This is a genomic window from Microbulbifer sp. NBRC 101763 (assembly GCF_040371615.1).
GTDB classification, from domain to species: domain Bacteria; phylum Pseudomonadota; class Gammaproteobacteria; order Pseudomonadales; family Cellvibrionaceae; genus Microbulbifer; species Microbulbifer variabilis.
Window position 1 is genome coordinate 1 of record NZ_BAABQV010000012.1, and the last position, 20861, is coordinate 20861.

23 protein-coding genes are annotated in these 20861 nt (G+C 47.8%); 9 read left to right on the forward strand and 14 right to left on the reverse strand.

Annotated elements, in window-relative coordinates; genetic code table 11:
- The first annotated feature begins 275 nt into the window (after positions 1–275).
- The 8 genes from ABWV76_RS21220 to ABWV76_RS21255 all read left to right on the forward strand — a co-directional run bounded on the left by ABWV76_RS21220 (position 276) and on the right by ABWV76_RS21255 (position 5399).
- Positions 276–716: a hypothetical protein gene (locus ABWV76_RS21220; protein ID WP_353377174.1), complete on the forward strand. Its 441-nt coding sequence runs from the start codon at positions 276–278 to the stop codon at positions 714–716.
- A 108-nt stretch (positions 717–824) separates the two neighbouring features.
- The gene (locus ABWV76_RS21225) at positions 825–1124 is read left to right on the forward strand and encodes a hypothetical protein (RefSeq protein WP_353377175.1); all 300 of its coding nucleotides are present in this window, start codon (positions 825–827) and stop codon (positions 1122–1124) included.
- 602 nt (positions 1125–1726) lie between these two features.
- Positions 1727–2146, forward strand: coding sequence for a hypothetical protein (locus tag ABWV76_RS21230; RefSeq protein WP_353377176.1), 420 nt, complete (start codon positions 1727–1729; stop codon positions 2144–2146).
- A gap of 125 nt (positions 2147–2271) precedes the next feature.
- On the forward strand, positions 2272–2583 hold the full coding sequence (locus ABWV76_RS21235) for a hypothetical protein (RefSeq protein WP_353377177.1): 312 nt from the start codon (positions 2272–2274) through the stop codon (positions 2581–2583).
- A gap of 92 nt (positions 2584–2675) precedes the next feature.
- On the forward strand, positions 2676–3206 hold the full coding sequence (locus ABWV76_RS21240) for a hypothetical protein (RefSeq protein WP_353377178.1): 531 nt from the start codon (positions 2676–2678) through the stop codon (positions 3204–3206).
- 130 nt (positions 3207–3336) lie between these two features.
- Positions 3337–3747 (forward strand): DUF2513 domain-containing protein, encoded by a 411-nt coding sequence (locus tag ABWV76_RS21245; protein WP_353377179.1) that lies wholly within the window; start codon positions 3337–3339, stop codon positions 3745–3747.
- A gap of 67 nt (positions 3748–3814) precedes the next feature.
- Positions 3815–4912, forward strand: coding sequence for a hypothetical protein (locus tag ABWV76_RS21250; RefSeq protein ID WP_353377180.1), 1098 nt, complete (start codon positions 3815–3817; stop codon positions 4910–4912).
- Positions 4913–4961: 49 nt separating this feature from the next.
- The gene (locus tag ABWV76_RS21255; RefSeq protein WP_353377181.1) at positions 4962–5399 is read left to right on the forward strand and encodes a hypothetical protein; all 438 of its coding nucleotides are present in this window, start codon (positions 4962–4964) and stop codon (positions 5397–5399) included.
- A gap of 28 nt (positions 5400–5427) precedes the next feature.
- On the opposite strand, the gene ABWV76_RS21260 is transcribed toward ABWV76_RS21255, so the two are convergent.
- The 3 genes from ABWV76_RS21260 to ABWV76_RS21270 form a co-directional block, all read right to left on the reverse strand.
- A complete protein-coding gene (locus ABWV76_RS21260) occupies positions 5428–6669 on the reverse strand; it encodes a Y-family DNA polymerase (RefSeq protein ID WP_353377182.1) in 1242 nt (413 codons plus the stop codon).
- A gap of 12 nt (positions 6670–6681) precedes the next feature.
- On the reverse strand, positions 6682–7071 hold the full coding sequence (locus tag ABWV76_RS21265) for a LexA family protein (RefSeq protein WP_353377183.1): 390 nt from the start codon (positions 7069–7071) through the stop codon (positions 6682–6684).
- 117 nt (positions 7072–7188) lie between these two features.
- On the reverse strand, positions 7189–7398 hold the full coding sequence (locus ABWV76_RS21270) for a hypothetical protein (RefSeq protein WP_353377184.1): 210 nt from the start codon (positions 7396–7398) through the stop codon (positions 7189–7191).
- 246 nt (positions 7399–7644) lie between these two features.
- Between ABWV76_RS21270 and ABWV76_RS21275 the strand changes: the two genes are divergently transcribed.
- Positions 7645–7989, forward strand: a complete 345-nt coding sequence (locus ABWV76_RS21275) for a helix-turn-helix domain-containing protein (RefSeq protein WP_353377185.1) — start codon at positions 7645–7647, stop codon at positions 7987–7989.
- Between the two features lie 669 nt (positions 7990–8658).
- Here ABWV76_RS21275 and ABWV76_RS21280 read toward each other — a convergent pair.
- From ABWV76_RS21280 to ABWV76_RS21330, 11 genes are all read right to left on the reverse strand, one after another.
- Positions 8659–9108: a hypothetical protein gene (locus ABWV76_RS21280; protein WP_353377186.1), complete on the reverse strand. Its 450-nt coding sequence runs from the start codon at positions 9106–9108 to the stop codon at positions 8659–8661.
- Between the two features lie 237 nt (positions 9109–9345).
- Positions 9346–10134, reverse strand: coding sequence for a hypothetical protein (locus tag ABWV76_RS21285; protein WP_353377187.1), 789 nt, complete (start codon positions 10132–10134; stop codon positions 9346–9348).
- 210 nt (positions 10135–10344) lie between these two features.
- Complete coding sequence (locus tag ABWV76_RS21290; protein WP_353377188.1) at positions 10345–10728, reverse strand: hypothetical protein; 384 nt, start codon at positions 10726–10728, stop codon at positions 10345–10347.
- A 15-nt stretch (positions 10729–10743) separates the two neighbouring features.
- Positions 10744–16275: a hypothetical protein gene (locus ABWV76_RS21295; RefSeq protein ID WP_353377189.1), complete on the reverse strand. Its 5532-nt coding sequence runs from the start codon at positions 16273–16275 to the stop codon at positions 10744–10746.
- A gap of 2 nt (positions 16276–16277) precedes the next feature.
- A complete protein-coding gene (locus tag ABWV76_RS21300) occupies positions 16278–16673 on the reverse strand; it encodes a hypothetical protein (RefSeq protein ID WP_353377190.1) in 396 nt (131 codons plus the stop codon).
- A 4-nt stretch (positions 16674–16677) separates the two neighbouring features.
- Positions 16678–18900: a phage tail length tape measure family protein gene (locus ABWV76_RS21305; protein ID WP_353377191.1), complete on the reverse strand. Its 2223-nt coding sequence runs from the start codon at positions 18898–18900 to the stop codon at positions 16678–16680.
- 3 nt (positions 18901–18903) lie between these two features.
- The gene (locus ABWV76_RS21310) at positions 18904–19170 is read right to left on the reverse strand and encodes a phage tail assembly protein T (protein ID WP_020411054.1); all 267 of its coding nucleotides are present in this window, start codon (positions 19168–19170) and stop codon (positions 18904–18906) included.
- The gene (locus ABWV76_RS21315; protein WP_353377192.1) at positions 19170–19595 is read right to left on the reverse strand and encodes a phage minor tail protein domain-containing protein; all 426 of its coding nucleotides are present in this window, start codon (positions 19593–19595) and stop codon (positions 19170–19172) included. The genes ABWV76_RS21310 and ABWV76_RS21315 overlap by 1 nt, the downstream gene beginning before the upstream one ends.
- Positions 19596–19597: 2 nt before the next feature.
- Entirely contained in the window at positions 19598–20011 is a 414-nt protein-coding gene (locus ABWV76_RS21320; RefSeq protein WP_353377193.1) for a phage tail tube protein, read from the reverse strand.
- Between the two features lie 26 nt (positions 20012–20037).
- On the reverse strand, positions 20038–20445 hold the full coding sequence (locus tag ABWV76_RS21325) for a hypothetical protein (protein WP_353377194.1): 408 nt from the start codon (positions 20443–20445) through the stop codon (positions 20038–20040).
- Between the two features lie 87 nt (positions 20446–20532).
- The gene (locus tag ABWV76_RS21330; protein ID WP_353377195.1) at positions 20533–20856 is read right to left on the reverse strand and encodes a hypothetical protein; all 324 of its coding nucleotides are present in this window, start codon (positions 20854–20856) and stop codon (positions 20533–20535) included.
- Between the last annotated feature and the right edge of the window lie 5 nt (positions 20857–20861).

Sequence of the window (20861 nt, forward strand, 5' to 3'; positions counted from 1 at the left end):
CCAATATCGAAGTGTATTCAAATACATATTTGGTTCCCAGATCTCTGCCGAACAATCAACTAGCTGACAATGTGCTTGGCAAGTGTTTTGAAAACGAAGAAGATTTGCGGCTTAACTTTCTAAATTCTGAAATAGCGGGTTTCCGGTAAAATGCTAACAAGTGCAGGCAACAGCGCCCCTACGGGGCTGGACCTCCATTCCGCAGCTTCGCTGCTCCATTGCGGCCGTTGCTGCAGGCGTTAACTTTCTCTAGCGTTCACAAGTAGTCAGTAAAAATGGGACGAACTAAAAAATTTTTAATTCCAGAGTCTGAAAATGAATTTCTTTCAGATATATTAGGAGCAATAAGAAAACGCTCTAAATCGCTAAAATATAACTGTTGGAATATATCTGTAGAAAAAGTATTTGAACACTTTAAAGAGGGGAGGCTCGAAAAGGTAGAAATTAGGATTCAGCCTTCAGATACAAACGCAGAATTAAAGGTTGACGTTTGGGAAGACCGTTTAATTCATTTAATATGTTGGGAGCGAACTAAACCTCAAAAATGGGACTGGGAATATGACGGTAAGTTTCTTCCTATCTATGAAGGTAAAGATTTTGTATTGGCACTGGAGGAGACTCGGGCTAAGTTTTTCCAAATGTCAGAATCCAAAGTAAAAGAGTTCGAAAATTCATGGGCTCATCTATTGGCGAATGGTTTAAAATCTGTACAATAAAAGTTAACAAGGCGTTCAACTACACTCCAGCCGCTCGCGGCCTGCGTCGGACGCACAAAAGCGTGCTTCGCACTGTGCGCCGGTTAACTTAGCGTTATGTTTCGAATCATGGTTAAAGAAGAACTTAAGATCGCATTACTTGAAGCCGCTAGTTACTTTCGGTCTCGTGGTATCCGCGAATGGGAACTTGAAGCCCTAGGAGCGGTAAATAAAATAGAGAGAAATGACTTTAGCTTTTTAGAAGATCTTTGGATTAAATATGCACCAACTTGTGATATTGACGATTTGCTGGTCACAGAATATGCAACCGAAGATGAAGATAAGGTAAATAAGCTAAACACCCAGTTAGCAGAGATCGCAAATAAAGTGTTTGCGTTACTAGAAAGAGTAAAGTGTGAAAAAACATAACAAACAGCAGCACGATCGCCCGCAAACTACGCGGGCTGGACGGCCTACGCTTCACTTCGGCCGCCCGTGTGCAGGGCGTTAAGTGCTGTTGAAATTATGAGCATTAAATTGAAAAAATTACTTTTATTGCTCCTGATTGTTCCATCCGGTTTTCTTTGGGCTGGTATGTGCTTTCTAGGAATCTCTATTTTTTTCCACGGAATGTTCAGAGACTTTGGATCGTTTTTCTTATCTTTACTTTCTCTCATTGGTCTATTTTGCGTGGTTACAGCTATTGTTGCATCAATCCGGTATCCAAAGATTAATGCACTATCAGTTTATTCGGCATCACTTGGTATTGCGGCAATAGTAGTTGGTGTATACATTGGAGTTCCGTTCGCACCGCTCCTGCTAGCTTCGGCGGTTAGCTTAATGGTTGGTGGAATTTTCCTTTTAGTTGAGTACGTTAGGGGCACTTAACCAGGCAATGCAGCCGACGGCACAATTTTGTGCACTTTTTGCGCGGTCGCTGCACTCCCATTATTACGCAAAAAGAGCACAAAGTTGGCTGCAGCTGATTGCGGCGTTAAGTGCGCGCGCATCGAAAGAACCGGAATTGAATTATGTTTTATAGAGTCTTAGCGCTTATATCATTACTTTTTCCTGCATTGACAATGGGGGAAGAACTCGAATTGGTTTGTGCTGAAGGAAACTTAAAAAATAATAAACACGAAGTCTACGTACTCTACCAAAAGGAGAGTGCTTCATATGCCTATTTGGACGGTAAAAAGCATGGTTTTGGAGCTGATTTTTGGGAGTACGAGAAAATCTCAGAAAACCAAAGAAATGTATATTCGGCTTACTATGGAAGCGATGAATTAATTTTTTGGAAAAAATATCAAGCCAAAGAAAAAGAAGGATGGAAAAACTTCACTCAACAACGTTTCCATATAAATCGAATAACAGGGAATTTTGAGCTTAGCGAGAATGAACAGATACTATCAAAAGGGGAGTGCCAACTTGGCAAGGTTAAAAAGCTATAACATCTACAAAAAGGCACTTAACAATTTTAGCCATGTTCGCCTTCGGCTGGATCTCCGTTTCGGCGCTTCGCGCCTACACTACGGCCCATGCTAAAGGCGTTATGTATTGTAAGGATCTTTTATCTATGAAAATTCCACTGTTTATATTTGTGGTCCTTTTTTCAGGCTTCGTGGTGGCTGAGGACAAGGCTCAAGATGATATGAGTTCGGTAATTGATATGATGATTGTGGCAAAAGCCACTGGGATGTGTGGCGTGTTATCTCAATTGATCAATTTTCAACAAACAACCAAGATGGCTGGAGGCGATGAATTTTTAGTTCGTTTTCTTAATACAGAAGCTGCCCGCTTGGGACACACAACGGAATCTATGGTAGGACAATGCCCAGCTGTTGTAGAAAAATACAATTCTACAATGAAGCTTTTGGGGTATGAATAGAAAACATAACAAGCAAAGGCAGAGGACGCCGCAAGCGGCGCGCGCTGCTTTGAGCGTTATGTATCTAAAGCGGAACTAAAGAGTCGAGTGAAATGAGCTGGTTTATTGATGGCAACTGCGAAAAGCTGCAGATAGGGATACTGGAGTCAGGCAATCTTTCAATTTGGGGTGATGCCTCTGCCCATGATGTTAAGCCTGTTGGTGGTGATATTGATCACGAGTTTTATGAAAAGCTAAGGAAAGCGGATTGTTCTTGGTCTATTCATCCTTCAAATGAAGACGAATTGCACCTAGATGGCATGGGAACTGGCTTCTATAAAAAAATTCAAGAGAATCCGGACAAATCTATAGCGGCTATTAATTTTCATGACCCTGACTTGATAGGAATCACAATTACATTAGCCCCAGAAACATTTCAAGCAGCTAAAGATCTTTTCGAACATGTTCTAACTCGGCCAGAGTTATCTTATATGATTACTTTGGGTTTTCGTGGATTTAGGGTTCCAGAAGCTAAAACAGATACCCCTAGCATAAAAGAATTCCAAGCTGGTTCGCTTGAAGGAAAGGTTTATATCTCTGAGGAGGTTTCATTTTTAATCAAGCGCGTGACTCGAAATTCATAACAAAGCCAGCCAGAAGGACATAAAAACTGACGCTTCGCTCTGGTTTTCATGCACCTGCTAGCGGCGTTATGTGGCCGGGTTACCCAAAACTAATAGACCAGTGGCTGACTGTCAAACAAAGGAGTGGCAAGTGAAAATAGACCATGATTATTTAAAAGGATTACTAGAGGCGTTCGAGGCCTCTAATAGCCCTACAACCAATATACAAGAATTAGATCAAGCTGGTTTCAACTACAAAGAAGACAAATTTATTTTCCATCTTAGAATCCTTACTGACCAAAATCTTGTTCAGCCTGAGCGAGGTTATAGTCTGGGTTATGTTAAAGGTGCCGATGGTCAGGTATCGTGGTCGGTTCTTCCCTTACGTTTAACCGCATCAGGACACGAATTCCTTGAAGCGATTAGAAATAGTGAGGTTTGGGATAGCATTAAGTCTGAATTCAAGGACGCCTCAATAGGCACTCTATGGCGCGTTTCAAAAAATCTCCTTGAAGGCTATACCAAGAAAAAAGTTACTTCATTGTTGAGTAGTGAAGAGTAAGCACAAGGCAAGGCATTGGATGCTTCGTACCAATGCTTGCGGCGTTATACCCTAAGAAGAAAGTTCCGTGAAAAGATATAAATTCCTAGATGAAAGGAAGTTTCGTTACCTATGTCAGGGGCTTACCCTAGACAAAAGAGATTTGGCTGTCTTAGATAGTTCGTTAGTAGGGTTAGATAAGATTAACAAACTTACTTCTAGAATTGTGTCGCACAATCAGAAGTATGGATTTAGCAAGTCCTTCGTAGAGGTTGGGCCCCAAATAATCGTTAATCTAAATAAAATGTACTCTCCGGAAAAAGGGCCTTTTGTTATGGCTCCGGTGGTAAAAGAGAACAGCATATTAGATAAAGCTCCTTCATTACACATCAATTTAAATAGCCCCTCTCTTGATATTCCTCAGCGCATAGAAATCCCATTAAGGCTTGTGTTAAAAGGTCTTCCTAAACTTGAAGGAACGTATATGGTTTACCTCCATGTGCTGAAAATGGAGGATGGGGTAGATTATGTATATTACGGAATTACAAAAAGAGGCTGGATGAAAAGATTTAATGAGCATATATCTAGCTCATTGAAAAACGAATCTAATTTGCTATTCCATAGAACTCTGAGAGAAGGGGTTCTAGGTAGGTTAACTCAATTGTATGGGGAATCAAGTGCCCCTGGCCAATCTAAAGAGTTCGTAGAAAAAATACTAATAGGTAATTATCATGTTGTGTGTGGGGCAGGGCTTTCAGAAGAGAATGCTCTTGAAACAGAGGAATATCTTGTTAATAAATATAGTTTTTCACATAACAATGGACTAAACATGATACCCGGAGGAAGAGAGGGTATCGCTTACCTACATAAGCATAATTTGCTATCGAAAAAAAAATCCATACTAACCGATGCTGAAAAAGATAACATACTCAGTAAGTACCTAAGAGAAAACCCTCGGAAAGGGCTGCCTAATCTCGCTATTTCAGAACACTGGAATAATCCAGATTATGCTGCAAAAGTTATTTGTGGAAGAACTGGTAGATTAACTGTCGAACAGGTTGGTGTAATTCGAGAGGCCGCACTAGATGGGCGGTCCATCGAAGAAATTAAAAAAATTATTAACGGTAAAAGTAATGAGCAAATAAGAAATGTTATTCGGGGCAAAACATACAAACGGATAGAATAAGGCATAACAATGGCGGTAGAGAGGGACCTGCCTTCTGCGGTGTTCGTTTGTGGCTGAATACCACAAGCCTTACTCCGCTCAGGCAAGCCCCTCACCGCTTGCGTTATGCTCAGGTAGGAATGAAATGAATCGTATATTTCTCGCAATAATTTTGATCGCTATTGGCGGTTGCGCGTCTCAAGAGGTGAGGGATATAGAGCTTCCTGAAATCATGAGTTTTGAAGGAAAAAACTTCATTTCTGCGGCTGCATTCAAAGAACATGAGTTAAGTATTACCAGGCCGGAAAGTGGTGATTTAATAGTAAATATTCCTGAAAAAGAGGCGCCATTTTACTGGACTTGTGGCGGGGTCTACTGGGATGGGCTCACTCAAGGCCAAAATATCTTAGAAGAAGCAGATTTAGTCTTGGACTTTAAAGGCGTGAAAGAAGTTTGGGTCCCAATAGAAGGCAAGCCCAAGAAACTGTATATTTTCGAAGTCCGCTAGCATAATTGTGAAGTGTGCTCGAGCTACCTCAAGTCATCACCCTAGGCAAATCCCCCCACCTAGTGGTATAGGCGGGCGATGTAAACGCCTGCCGCATCTTCCATTTCTTCTGGATGCCTTCAGCCCCCAGGAAAAGAGTCCCCCGGCCAAACTTGCGGTTGATGCTATCAATAGCTTGCATGGCCTCCCCAGCCCTTGCCGATTGGCCTGGTGTGAATAGATCACCTTGCCCTAGCGCGCGCGGGATAATCTCGACAAGCCCCACTCCTGCTTTCATAAAGCGGCACCCTGACCTGTACAGGCCAGCAACAGCATTTCTCACCAGACGCACGATTATTCGCGTATCGTCCGTAGGGTATGGTGTCTGCACAACTGTACTGCGGCTGTAGTAGTTGGGCTCATGGGGCGAGGTATGCAGAAATACATGAATCGACTTCACGAGCGATTCTTGCGCGCGCAGTTTCTCTGCTGCCCTGCTTGCATACAAAGTGGCAGCCTGCAGTATCGGCTGTAAGTCGGTGAGCTTTTCACCAAAGGAGCGCGTGCAATAGATCTGTTTCTTGGCCGGAGGCTCTTCCTCCAAACCCAGGCAGGGAATCCCGTTCAACTCCTCTATCGTTCGTTCAATGTTCACATTGATATGACGGCGCAATATTTTCGGATTGGCCTGCGCCAGGTCATACGCGGTCTGTATGCCAAAATCGGTCAGGCGCTTGGTGAGGCGTCGACCTATGCCCCAGACATCATTGACGGCGGTACGGCGCTGCATCCATTGCCACTTTCTTGGCGTATCCAGTGCGCAAACGCCTTCACATTTAGGGATCTTCTTTGCTGCTCTATTGGCTAACTTGGCCAAGGTTTTACTAGGCGCGACACCTACACCAACAGGCATACGGATATCCCGCCAGAGTGTGCAGCGGATCTTGCGGCCATAATCCAGCCATTCCTCCTGCAGTCCGTGGAGGTCCATAAACATTTCATCAATGCTATACACCTCTACATTGGGGCTGAACTCTCGCAGGGTGGTCATTACCCGGTGGGAAATATCGCCATACAAGGGATAATTACTGGAGAAGATTGCCACCCGATGCACGCGCAACAAGTGCTCAATCTTAAAGAATGGCTCAAGGTCGCCGATACCTAATAGCTTCGCCTCTTTGGAGCGCGCCACCACAAAGCCATCGTTGTTGGACAGAACTACTACAGGGCGCCCACGCAGGTCGGGCCGAAAAATCTGTTCACAGCTGGCATAGCAGCTGTTGCAATCCACGAGTACCAGCATTCAGAGCAGACGGTGGTAACGCACCGAAGCATTTACCACCCCTTCCACAATCAATTCCTGCCCCTCCCAGATGGGGATCGGGGTGTAGTCGTCATTGGCAGAGAGTAGTCGCCCCTGCTGCTGGTCCAACACCTTGCAGGTCAGCTGCCCATCCAGGGCCACCACAACCACATCACCATGGGCAGGGGTCAGCGAGCGATCGACTATCAACAGGTCCTTATCGAAGATGCCCAGCCCCATCATTGAATCCCCATTCGCCCGCGCCATAAAGGTTGCCGCAGGCTTGGTGATCAAATGCTCATCCAGGCTTAGGGCCGCCTCCTTGTGGTCATCAGCGGGCGAAGGGAAGCCACAGGCAACGCCGTGACCAAAGAGTGGGGAAAGCTTCATACTGGGATACCTGAATACTGTATATGCATACAGTTTATTGCTACAGGCAGCTAATAGACAAGGGGAATGAGTGACTATGAGGCCAGCCCCACTCACGGCACCGACTCTGCCAAGCAGTTAGGCCGCCTCTTCAATTGCAGGGCTTCCCCCTGGGATCTTTTGCTCATAAGCAAAGATAACGCCTTGAAGCACCTGCCCTACCTCCTCGCCGATAAGCTGCAGCAAAGCTTTACGAGCCGGCTGATTCGGACAATCCGCAACCCATTCAAGGCCGGCACATAGATTGGTGACATGATGAAGTTGTTGAATATGAGCAGTCATTGGCATGGTCCACCTCCTGTAGGAACTACAAAACCCTCACTACTACAAAAGAACTAAGTAGCAGCGGCTTGTCACCGTTGAGTCCATTCAGTGCTTTATTCGGGCCTTTGGCGACAAACATCCCAACGCTACTAGCTAAATCACAGTTCTTAAACTGATATTCTGGATTATTCCTAATCTAGCAATGCAAAATGCTGTCAAATTTCTAATATCGCAATTTATGGGATTACGTGAGGGTACGGCAGATAGTTGATGTTTGAGCCAGGCACACTGGGCAAGCGCCTGCGCGAAGCAAGGAAACGGGAAAGGATGACGGGGGCACAGCTGAGCCAGAGGCTGGGGCTTGCGCCCTCGCAGATTTCAAGAATGGAAACCGGGGTTCAGCGGATTCCGGCTGAGTTGTTGCCGATATGGTGCGAGGCGGTAGGTATCACTCTGGCGGAGGTGTACGGAGTGGAACTAAGGCACCACTTTGCGCAGATTCCATTCCCACCATTGATTGCGAGGCTCTATGCACAGCTGCCAAGAGAGTGGCAACGATACGCACAGAAAGGTATCGAAAACCTCTATCAATTGTGGAGAAGCGGGAAGGGGTAGGGTTCTGAGCCCTACAGGAAGAAAAACTCCAAAAGATTGATAAAAGAGTCTTATTTACTCACGAGGAAAAAACTGACACAATGCCGTAAGCACTACCCAACCTTTAACAGTAGAGGACTTAGTGCTTTAAATGCGAGATAAAGAAGGCTTTATCACGTTAATAGTTTTAAGGGTGTTGGAGCACCCTTAAAAACAACTAACGGATGGCTCAATCGAGTAATACAAGTGAGCAATCAACTGTACTATGGTTAACGTACGGTGCAAAGTTTGCCTCTTCATACAGGTTGGGTCAACCCCCAAGAGGAAAGTTTTTCCGTATGAAATTTTCGCCATTTAATACCCTTGTTCTGGGTATAGTGCTAGTTACTTCGGTAACCACTGCTGTAATACCTACAGAGAAACTGGGGCATTATAGAGAAATACTGGAAACCATTTTCAGCATTTTTCCAAAAGATCAATCTGTAGAAGGGGGCTGAGAGAAAACTGAAAAAAAGTAAGATGCCGCCAAGTAGCTATACCCAGCCTCAAACACACCTGGACAAAGCTTAGCTATTTCACAAGGGGCTAGAGTAAATGTTAAAAGTCTAGCCCCTTAACTTTCTTTAACAAAAAAAAGACTTAAGTAAGACTATCCAAATATCTAATATAGTTATCCCTATAATCCTAAACTCAATCAGCTGACATGTTAAACAGCTGAAACATTAAAACACAATCGCTCCAATCATTATCATGATAATCATCATTACAATAAATTGAGGCCTCATAACAGACAGGTACAGCTCCACTATCTGACTCTTTTAACCCCCGAGCAGCAGGGGGGGCCTTCACAAACCCAAAATTAGTGGAACATTTTATAGTCGAGCGAATATTAATTGGAAACGTCGAGGACTCTTCAATTTCTATACACCCCAGATACTCACCAAAAAAGCCAGAAGCATATTCAAAGTCAAAATTTCCCAGGACTTTCCCTGCGTTATCGTCAACAGAGATCTCCCCTCCAAACTTATTAACAGCCGTTCTTAATAAATAAGCATAAATTTTAGATTTCGACTTAAGATGAATCCATTCTCCAGGAAAAATCAACAAGCTTACTTCTCGCGAATAAAAAGAGTCAGCCACTTCCAAAACCTCCAAAATCTATAGCATGAATAAACTTCAAACCAACACATTAATTTCGCGACTCGTTCTACTAAAGTAGCTGCTCCAGAAACTCAGACATACACCACTTAAATACAATCAAGCTATAAGGTACAACTAAAAGACTAACATCTAGAAAACCAAAACCATCCCCCCTAACTCCTACATATTCAGCCTAAGTCAACCGGGTGTGGGAAATAACATATTGTATATCAATGTTCATGAATCACTAATTGATATGTTGTCGCGCCACTTTTTATAAGCTTCATTATCCTCTACCAGATAAGAAGCATGGAGAATCAATTCCTTAGAATCAAAAATAGGATTATCTATTATAGAAGAAAGATCAAACGTTAGTACAACCTTATCCTCCTCAGTTATTATAGGGGAACTTGAAGAGCCGGGAGTTAAATAAAGTACCAAAGTGTTTTGCATCATATCTATTATCTTGAGTGTAACAAGTGTTACACCAGCTGCAACTACTACATTATAAAGTTTATCAAAAAGCAACTGTACAGTTTGGTTTGAAGCATCCAACTTCATGTCGGGACCACCTCCATTCCCTAGAAATGTTAAGGAAGCGCGATTGGTGTTAGTAATGTTACCGGTAGCAGTTCGCACAAGAATATTCCCTTGCACCGCATTTACTGCCGCACCAACATCGCCCTCATAATTGTAGGAATATTCTGGGTAAGCTAAAAAACTGTTACAACCGTCCCTCAAATGCTCAGCGAACAAATCACCTACAGTTGCGATTTTTAAAGGAGGAATACAAACATTTCTTTGTTTACTATCACTCGATGGAAAACTAAGAAAAAAATATTTTTTAGAGTTATTACGAATAATAAGTTTATCTTCCAGATAAGTAACCTCCATAGAACCTTCAGACACATCGTCTGGCGATGACATTAGACTAATAGTCTTTGTACCACCAATAGAATCAGACAAAAGGCCGCAAATTTGCCCTATTGTAGCTCCCGCACTCAAACAGTTGGTTATGAATGACATAGTAAAACCTCAACTATCAAACGTCATATTGATAATAGAAAAAAACAGTACAAAGGAGTGGGTTAAGAAACGGAAAGCATGCCATTAACTCAAAAAAAACAAATAGAAATTAAAAGGAATTTTTTAAGAAAAAATTCCACAAATCTTTCTTAAAAATAAAAATGCAATTAATTAAATTTTAGATTTAACCTTTAATTAATTAAATTAAAGTCAACCTCTCGGAATCGACATCGCCGCAATAGAACTATGCACAGCCAAGCGATTGGCCACTTCAACAATACAGCTCGCTACTAAATCAGCAGCGTGATCGGCAACGTTTACCGGCTCGCCTGCATCGGTCTGCAGAGTCTTGGTAGTTACATAAACGCTGGACATTAGATCGCCGGCACCATCAGTTTGTACTGTGTTTTGGTTGTCGATTACGGCAATCGTACATTTAAGTACTGCAGCAGCCTGAGCTTCATTATTGGTGGGCTCTGTGGTCTGGGTTACCGTTGCACGCACAATAGTGCCCGCACTGTGGCCGTCATCGATGGTATAGGCGAACTGCCAGGCCTCCAGGCCTGGCACTGTTATCGGGGAAAAGCTGGGCATTATCTATTCCTTTGCTTAGTCAGATTTGTGTACGCCGTTGTGAGTAATTATGCGGTGCTGGGGATCGACGCCAGCAGCGTAGCTCTTACCACCTACAGAGACCTTGTACACGGTACGGAGGCCGGCGCATTCGACCCGCTCGACGGTTTCCCAGGTGAGCGGTTCCTCTTCATGCAAAACCCCCAGCTCAACCCCCTGGCAATGCTGCGCCTCATAGACACGGCCTGCACGGTCGGTAACGGGGGTTTCACGGCTGCAAATTACCTGGGCACCGCTTGTTGTGGTGAGCAATACACAGGGTATTTCTGACTCTGTATCTACCCCACCAATAATGGGGCTTAGATGGGTTTCCTCGTCGCCGGTATCCCAGCAGTCGATCAGGTCTCCGCTTTCGCAGTTTTCCGCTAGCAAACCTTCGCGCAACCAACTGCCTGCGGCAACACACCAAGGGTCTCTAGGGACCGTAGTGCCGCCGCCATTGCTCGGGGTTGTAATGGTGCCAACACCTCGGCGCCAGGTATTGGCGGCCAGCTGGTAAATGTTCGTGGTTGCGTAATAGGTAACCGCACCGCCCTGAGTGCCTGGATCATCACAGTACACATAGTATTTTGTGTTGAAAGACAACCCGGTAATGCTGCCACTGTTGTAATTAACAGTGCCGAAACCAAACTGCACAGAGTGCGCGGCAATTGTGATTTTTGCGGTACTGCCATCATCTGAGGCGGATAGCGCGGAACTGGTAGGCAGGCTGGCAATACCAGATTGAATCATCGGTAAATTTCGTTGGTCCTGCACTTCCACCACATCGATTTTTATATAGTCGACTAATGTATCGCCCGTTTTAGTCGGGTAATTACAATAAAAAATCGGGCTAATAAAGCGCACTTTGTTCTGCAGCTTGGCCGGGTTGCCAATATGGTTTGCCCCCCTTGTACCACTGTACTCAGCGTTACCACTAGCATTGCCTTTGACATAGGCCACTAAGGTCTGCCAACTCTGCCCCACTATATTTAGGCCAGCAGCAAGGACATAGTGCTGGCTACTCATAGTATCTGCACCAGTAGCATTGCAAGCAGTACCGGTATTATCGTAACCAGCCAAACCGGCATACATTGTGCGATCGGCATCACCTGCGGCATACACATAAACCCGAGTCTCTATCCGGTAAAGCTTACTGGGATCAAAGGGTATTTTTTCTGCGTGGTACATCGAAACATGATTAGTCAGGCGAGCCGCACCACCTCCAACTGTTAGGTAACCGCTGGTATAGAAATTCTGGTATCCGCCGGAAAAGTTGGTCCAGTACTGGGAATAATTGCTATCAGAAAAGTCCTCTAAAAAAGTATTCCGCATAGAGCGGATTTGCGCGCGTTCCTGTGCGGTAGCGCCAACGGTGGCACCGTCCTCGGGTTTATTGGTCCCATAAATTTCTTCCCAGTCTGCGCGAGCACCGGCAATTTGATCGATCTTAATCAGTACTTTTTGTCGTGTGCTGTATACCGCCTGCCATTTGGCTTTCCAGGTGCTGCGATCGATGCTGGTGACTGTTGAGGTATTGCCCAGACCGGCGCCGCTGAGATAACTGGAAAGTGCTGTTATTGCACCGCTGTAGTTGGTTTTCTCGGTGGTGATCCCATAGCTATTGGCCTGCCCTTCGATATCGCCCTGCTCTGCCAGGATCTGGTTGTATTCACGTACTGCAGTTAATTTCTCGGTGGGGTGCAGTTTGCCATCTGCGGCAATATTGCTGAGGTCCAGCAGTGCGGCGGCGGCATCCGTCTGCGCTTCTGCAGCTGCATTGGCAGCGGCCTCGGCTTTGGCATCCGCTGCAGACACGCCCAACAATGCCTCGGGGTCACCACTACCGCCGAGGGTAACCACGAGGCCACCGTATGTGCCGCCATCTGCAGCGTTAGACCAGATAGAGATTTCATTGGCACCAGCCTGCAGAGTGACCGGAAAGGAATACCACTGGGTGCCCTCATTCGGCCCACTCATGATTCCGACCTGGACACCATTCAAACCAACGCGCGGACCACCCTCGGCATCGTATGCCAACACATGGATAAACCCCTGGCCCGCAGTGGCATTAAACGAATACTTGGTGCCGCCGGCATAGTTGGTATTCGTGGGCCAGATTAGTCCGGTAGGCCGTCCATCCCACTGAAACTGCAGCGAGGCCCCGACCATGCCCGCCTCGCGTGCTTGTTGGGCGATAGCATTAAGTAAAACCTGGCGTGCGCTGTACACCGCTTCCCAGTTGGCATTCCATATTGTGCGGCTGATAGAAGTGCTGGCTGCGGTATCATTCCAGGTTGGAGATAAGCCCCCCAAGTAACTAATGAGGGCTGCCAGGTTGCCGGAGTAGTTTCCTTTTTCTATTAAGAGTCCGGCACCGTCAGCCTGCGCTTCAATACCCACTTGTTCCGCCTGAAGCTGGGCATATTCACGAATCACAATGAGCTTTTCGTTTTGATGTAAAACACCATCGGCGGCGATGTTATCCAGGTCTGCCAATGCGGCATCAGCGTCGGCCTGTGCGGCTTCAGCCTTATCGATTGCCTCCTGTACTTCAGGATCTAAGGCCGGGTCTTCATAGTCGGTATAGGGTATGCGTGACTTGGGCACAAACATCAGGCGCGCGGCATTGGTGCCCAAACAGGTGCCCCCGTGCCCCGCATTACCAGGGCTATCCGGGCTTTCCCCATAACATGCGATTATTTTGCTGTTACTGAGGATCGGCATGGGGTTCTGAGTACCGTCTATCAACAGCACTATGCCCCCCGGCGCACCGCCGCCACCACTGCCTCCAGGCACCTGAATTATATTGCTATCACCAGTAGTACCGGGGCTGCCATCTTCGCCAGAGTTTTCTATTTTGCCGCTGACACCAATGGCGACACCTCGCGCAATTACAACAATCCCAGCACCGCCCTTGCCACCTACACCACCGCGCCCACTGGGCTCGTAACTTCCATCAAAGGAATAGAAAGACGAGTGGCCACCGCGAGCTCCACCAGAGCCGGATAGATCATCGGGGATACCCTGTAGATCTCCACCGTTATTCTCGATATTAAGAGGCGGCATTACTTCATTGCGGCCTTTGACAGTTTTTCCCCGCGCTCCTTGGGCCGCTCCTCGATTGACCACTGTTCGAACATCTTTTAACTGGCCAGCACCGCCGTAACAGGAACCGAGAAAACCCACGCCGTTATTGGTTGGGATTCCTTGCAAAGTGCCGTCAATTTGCAATACACCGCGCACCCGCAGCTCAATATTGCCACTCACAGAAAGTGTGCGTCCTACAGGAATCGTAAGATCACCCGGGTAGTAATAAATTGCTCGGCTATCGGCATTACCAGCCAAAGTACCGTCAGCAGTTAAAAAGCCGCTGGCATCGATGTTGAGGCCACCAGAAGTCATTGAGGTGCCGTCGCTGTCGTACCAGGCATCCGGTAATTCTGCGCTGGAGCTGTCGGCCTGATCGGCAATCATGCCTGCAGGCTGGTAGCTGCCGAATAGATCCACGGATACTGCACCGCTCACCTGATCGATACTTATACGCTGCACTTCCATAGCGCGATCTAGGCTGTGCTCATCGAGGCCCAGTGCTGGCAGCAGCCGAATATAGTCCACGTCATAGCTATAGTCTGCGCTGTGGTCGTGACCAATATCGAAGCGAATTAAAGAAACTTGGTTGCCGGTCCAGTCGCTAACTTGGGACAGATTAAGCACCAACTCCTGCCACTCCCCTTTGGCCCCATTTAGGCGCTCAATCAGGTCCAGCATTTCCGGAGTGCCAGCCGAAAAATAGCTGCTGCTCTCGGTGTGTTTAAAAAACAACTTGCTTCCGCTGCCCGCCGCTATAAGTTCGTCGCTGGTGCGGCGCACACGCAATTTAATAAAAGGCAGATCCGCCCCTAAAAACGTGGGCGCAAAGCTGCGACTGATCCAGGGGTTTTCACCTTTTACTGTTACCGAAAGGACGCCATTACTGACAGAGGAATTGGTGATGTCATCTCGGGGGATCCAGCCTTCGCTGTCACTACCAAAATTAAAATCGTAGGGCCTGTCTCCGCGAATAGAGTGATCGCGCAATTGCGGCAGGCTCACCCGTACAATATCCCCAACCTCCAGGTCGTTGTTACTAGGCAATAAACCCAAGCGCAGGCTTAATGGTGGGCCAGCAAACCGATCCCGCAGGGCATCGAAAGTGTTTTTAATCGTGGTATAGGTATGACGGGAATTATGCAGGCCGCGAAATTTTAGGGTGTGTTGCTTGGCCTCGCCATGAATAGCCACCGAGTCCGCATCGACTAAATTATTCGAGCGCAAAAACTTGCCATCAAAGCCGGGCTGTTCAAACCAGCTCCATTGCACGGAGAAGATATTGCGCACCCCGGCCAGGTTGTATTTCAATTCACCCAGGCTTTTCACATCATCGGGGCCGATGGTGGCCACAGTGCCGGATTCAGCCAGCACCCCAGCCATACGGCGAAAACCTAGCTGGCCAGCCGCATTAACCGGCATAAAGGCACCGAGCAATAAATTAATCTCAGTCTCGATAAACTTCTTGCCGTCAACTTTTTCCAAACCGTCGAAGCGCAGGATTTTGCCCTTGCTGTGGTCGCCGGGCTTGTACCAATCTGCACCGATATTCTCGAATTCATCCAGCACCACAAAGGCCGGATCTATGCCCAGGTGCCAGTTGCTCGGCAGTACGTTATTGGTGCCGAGAATTTTCCCGGTCAGCAATGCATAGGCCAGTTGGGGGCCTGGACCTTCCAGATAAATAAATTCTTCAACTTCTACGCCGCTTTCGTTATCGCTGTCTTCAGGCAGGGCATGGTCGCGGGCAAAGGTGCCGAACAGGCCGCGCGTACAGTTGGTAAAGCTGCTACCTGTTTTGCCGGTTGCGCGCACAATTTCAAAGCCGTCCTGATATTTAATCTTCAGGTAATACGCGGATTGGCCAGGGGCATCACCATAGGCCAGGGTGTGCGGGTTGGCTTCAAAGCTGCTGGTATCGAATACCTGTAAGGTGGTATCCGCTTTGGCAAAATTGGCGGCCAGGCGCGTGCTGTTGGGCACAAAAATATCGCGACGCATCTCGCGCTGAATATCCCGGCAGCGTACCCGGTACACGCCCTCTGCATAGGAAATGGATTCCTCGGCAATCTGGGTTTGCTCCAGGCGGAACTCATCCCAGTCGAGACCGGCAAAACCCTGGAACAAGCGCACGGTACGGCCTTTGATGCCGTTGCCCTGCTCAAGCTCATCGCGCAGCACATAGGACAGCTGGCCACCGATATCTACCACCTCAAACGAGATAGCACCGATCTGCGCCAGGCCCTGCTCAGGAATGAGTTTCTGGCTGGTAGCACTGCACTTTTTTAGGGTACCCAGAACCGCATTTAAAGGCAGACCGGGAATATCGTTGTGGCTAGTAATGTAAAGCGGCAGGTCGTAGCCGATTTCGATGACCAAACGCAGCTCACGCTGAGCCCCCCGGTTGTACCGGTCAAAAGTTTCTGAATTGTTGCGCATGATTAAGCGATAACTTGGACGGTAGTAAAAGAGAAAATAAAGCGGCCATCTTTCTGACGCTGCTCTTTGAAGGATTTATATTTGAGTTTCATTTGTTGTGGGAAGTCGGCAGCGGCTTCGGTGCCGTATGCATCGAAAATGAAAAATTCCCCGAAAGCGCAGCTTCTTTTAAACTCTCGCCAACGGGCTAACTCTGTGTAGGTAAGTTTTAGCGGTACTGTCTGGCAAAGGTATTCTTCTTCAAGGCGGTAAACTGTGTATTCCGTTTTGCCACTAAGCGCTTTGTGCTCTTTGCCTTCGGGGCGGTCACTACAATCGTAGCGTTTTAGCTTGGCTTCAATCTGATAATCACTGCCGTCACCGACAATAGAACGTGTTGGAGTGTATTGAATTAGCATGGCCCTACCCCCTTAGTTCCTGCGCCTGACGGCTATCGCCAGGGATAGGTGCCCAGTCCTGCTCAGAAAACATCGTGGTGAACACTGGCCCCAGCTTCTCGGCCATTGCCTGGGGGTCATCGCTTACCATATCGCCTTCGATCGTTAGGTTTACCACCACGCCTGGCTTTTGCGCATCACCTTCCACAAAACCATCATTACCAGAACTGGCAAAACTCTCTGATGGTGTAGCGGCTACTGCACCACCGGTACTCATGCTGGGCGCACTGGCATCACCGGAAACTCCGCCGGGCGCTTTCAGCGATGACAACATGCCAGCAATCTGCACCCCTTGTGTAATAGCACCGGCGATCATCGGAATATTTTGCGGATAACCGATCTCTGATGCCTTAGCAATATTCTTTACTAGCGATACACCAGTAGAGAAAACCGCTATAGCCATTTCTGCTTTTGCCGCTTTTTGGTTGTAGGCAGCGGCTGCAGACAGTATCTGGCCGGCACCAGTAGTAAACATTTTCAGCTTGCTTTTGTTGGAAGCCTGCTCGAGCTTTTCGCGCTGCTTTCGGTGTTTGTTTTCTAAAAGGGTGAGTTTCCGTTCATATTCATCATGAGCGAATATTTTGCTGGCATAGGCCTGATCCAGCAGGGCCATTTCTTCATCCTGCTGAACCTGTAATTGTTCCATCTCGGTGAGCCAGGAAAGCTGCAATGTCTCCAGGCGAGCGGTCAAGCGCTGGCGCTCTGCTTCGGTAAGGCCATCGGCGCCAGCTTGGTTACCATCGCCCTCACCACTCTCCGAGCGCGCCTGCTCTTCAGCCAGGGCCGTTTGATAGCGTGCTTTCTCGCGCTCGGCATACTCAGCCCGCAACGCCTCGGTAGATTCAAAACCTCGCTTTCTAAGTTCCTGTTCAGAAATTTGTAACGCGGCTATCTGCTGTAGTCGCTGCTCATGATCCAGTTGAATCTTGCCGCTCTGGTCGGCGAGAAATTGATCCAGCTGACTCAACTGCAGAGAGCCCGCATCTTGCTGGCGCTTCAACTCTTCCGCCGCGCGGTCCCGCTCTGCCTGCTCCCTGGCCGCCGCTGCTGCTTCTGCCGCTTTTTTCTGCTCCTCCCGCCGCGCCATTGCCGCTTTTAGATCGGCATCTTTCATTTCCTGCAGCTGTGCTCGGTATTTTTCTACCCAGTAACTTTGCTGCTCAATCTGTACCGTTACACCTTGAGCGGTCGCTTTCTCCAGTAGCTTCTTATGCGCGACATACTTGTCCTGCAGCTCGAAATATTTATCCGCGCTCTTCTCGGCTTCCGTCGGCATCAACACGGTGCGCCACCAGCTCACCGTGTCGGCGACAAAGCCAACACTCTTGGAGGCCTCCTCGGTCCTGCCCATTGCCTCCAGAAACTCTTGCCAGTTCTGGCTTAGAGTATCGACCTGCCCGGCAAGCCCGCCCGCCTCACCAGAGCCAGCCCCGCCTACCTGTTGTGCCAGCTTGGCCAGGATGAAGCGCTGCGCTTCGGCAACTTGGCCGCTCTCCTGCATGGTCCTGATCTGTTCTTTTTCTGTCTCGGTAAACGAGACACCAGAACGTTTCAGTGCTGTCAGGCCGCTTGCTGGATCTTCCAGCGCCTTACCAAGTTGTAACGCTGCACTTTTGGCATCGCCACCCATTACTGCTGCCAGGTCTTGCGACAGCACAATGGCCTGATCGAACACGTCCGTTTGCACTGACTTGAAGGTAAGCAGCACACCCTGCGCATCGCGCATTCCTGAAACACTGGCCAAGGTATTGCGAGCCACCGAGCGCGCCTGCTCATCCAACTCTTGCGCAGTACGACCGCTGGCATTACCTGTGGCTCTCAACAGTGCCTCAATCTTGAGCTGGCCCCGTTCCATTTCTTCCGCGGCGCGAATGCTTTTGTACATCACCGCAGTGGCACCCGCGATAGCAACACCTAGCCCAGCCCATGCCAAACCGCCTCCAGTCACAAGACCGTTAACCGCACTGAGACGCCCGGCCACACCACCCAGGGGACCATCAATCGCGGCAACACCTTGGGCGGCACCGCGCATTGAGCGGCCAAAAACATCACCGGCGGCGCTGGTAGACTTTATCTCCCGGGTGAGTTGTTTATTACGCGCGGCCGCCTGGGCCATCTCCCGCTTATATTGAGTGGAGCGCAGCTCCAGATTCGCCACCATGGTGGCCATGGAAGTTTGTTTTGCCATTGCTCAGCTCATGGAGTTCCAGATTGCGATTTGTTGCTGCACGGTTTTTGGCTTGTGCTGCTGAGGTAGGAAGTTAGAGACTTTGCCACCCAGTGTGCCGGCGGCAATGTGGGCGAGTTGCCACTGCTGGACTTCAGTATTTAGGGGACGCTCAGAGTGATATTCATACCAGTGGTCGAACTCGGTAGAACTCATGGAGCGCAACATATTGAAATAGTCGGGACGGTTAAAATCCCGCGCGAGCTGCCGGGCGAAATAGAAACCCGGCACTAGCCTTTTTTTTCGTTGTCCTCGCTTTCTGTTTCGCTGCTCTCTTCCCCAGTGGATGCTTCTACATAGAGACCGGATAACTTGGCCGCAGGCACATAAAGCACATCAATCAACTTAGGAGTTACACTGCGAATTAAGCCCTGATGGATCTGCTCCAGTGATTCCTGACAGTTTGGTTTCATCCAAATCGCATAGGCTACCAGCAGCAATTTCTTGCTCACCTCCCCCAACCGGAAAGCCCAAAGCTGGCCGAAGTTTTCCAGTTCAGTTTCTGGTAACTCTTCACCCTGCGGCAGCGGAATATCTTCGGTGGTCTTTTGCAGATATTCACAGCGGTGGTAGGCACTCAGCTCGAATAATTCCACCTCCTGCTGGCCAAATAAAACAGTTTCGGATTCTAAAATAGGTGTAGGAACTAAATTCATGGTTAGCTGCCTGCGGTTACTGTGGGTTTACCGGAAATCTTGAACTTCACGGTGCGAGTGATCTTGTCATCCTTGGGCACTGCCTTACCCCAGCCGGTAATGTGGGCGATTAATTCCACCGTAGTACCTTCTGGATATTCAACCTTGTAATGTTTATTGGTATCTGAATCGTAATCAGCACGCAGGGCCTGCTGGCCACTGTCGCTCTCTTTCCAGATCAAGGTAATGGAAACCTCCCCGGCATCACGTAATCCTGACGGATCGTAATCCATATACCCGCTGGTACCATCAATCGGCGTCATCTCAACAGAACCGCGCGACTCCTCGCCGGGGTCGATATCCAACATGCCCGCCACTGGCGTATAGGAGCTACCATCATCGCTGCGGGAGAATTTTGTTTTATAACCTTGTGCCATCGTTGTGCCCTCTATGGGTTGCTCAATTAAAGTTCTGTGGGTTCATTGGAATATTGGGCGCTGTAAGTCAGGCGCACCTCGCCCAGTGGGTGATCCTGGTCCAAGGCAAACTGGGTTTGGCTGAGTAGGAATAAGTCACAGGTACCTCCCATAGAGGCATCCTGCAATGTGCTCTCAATATCTGCAGCCGCTTGATCCAGTGCGGCATATATATCGCCATCGCTCTTTATTACCGCAGCAATAGTCAGATCCAGCTGCCGACTGGTGCCGCCATGCATTTCTAGATCGGTGTTTTCGGTAGCAAAACCCACCACAATGGCCGGCAGATTTACTGGATCAATTTCGTCTGTAGTGCCAGGAGGAGGGAATGAATAGCCGCTTAGGTTCTCTATTTCTTTCTGTACTGCATCCCGTATGGCTATGCGTCGAGTCATAGTCTAATCCTGATAAATTATGGGCATAAAAAAACCCGCGTGAGCGGGTTTTGGTATTTGCATTGCTATAAATATATTCTTGAAAATCTAAAAGCGGATTGAGTCTATCCAGGGTCTATTTGTTTCATCACAGGTATACTCCATTTTTACTCCCTGCCCAGAAGTCTTAGCAGTAACTAACAATGAAAATTTTTGATCAAACTCAATAGCCTTTTCTCGACTCATCAAATATCTTGTGGGATATGTCTGATCTGGACACACATGCTCCCCACCATTTTTTTCGAGCCAGACATGAACCTCACCATTCTTCCAAGAATATACATGCTCAACTTTATAATAATCATCATTGCCAAGTGACAAAGCATCAATTGAAAATAGGCAAGCCACAGCTGTAAATATAACTTTCTTCATATCAA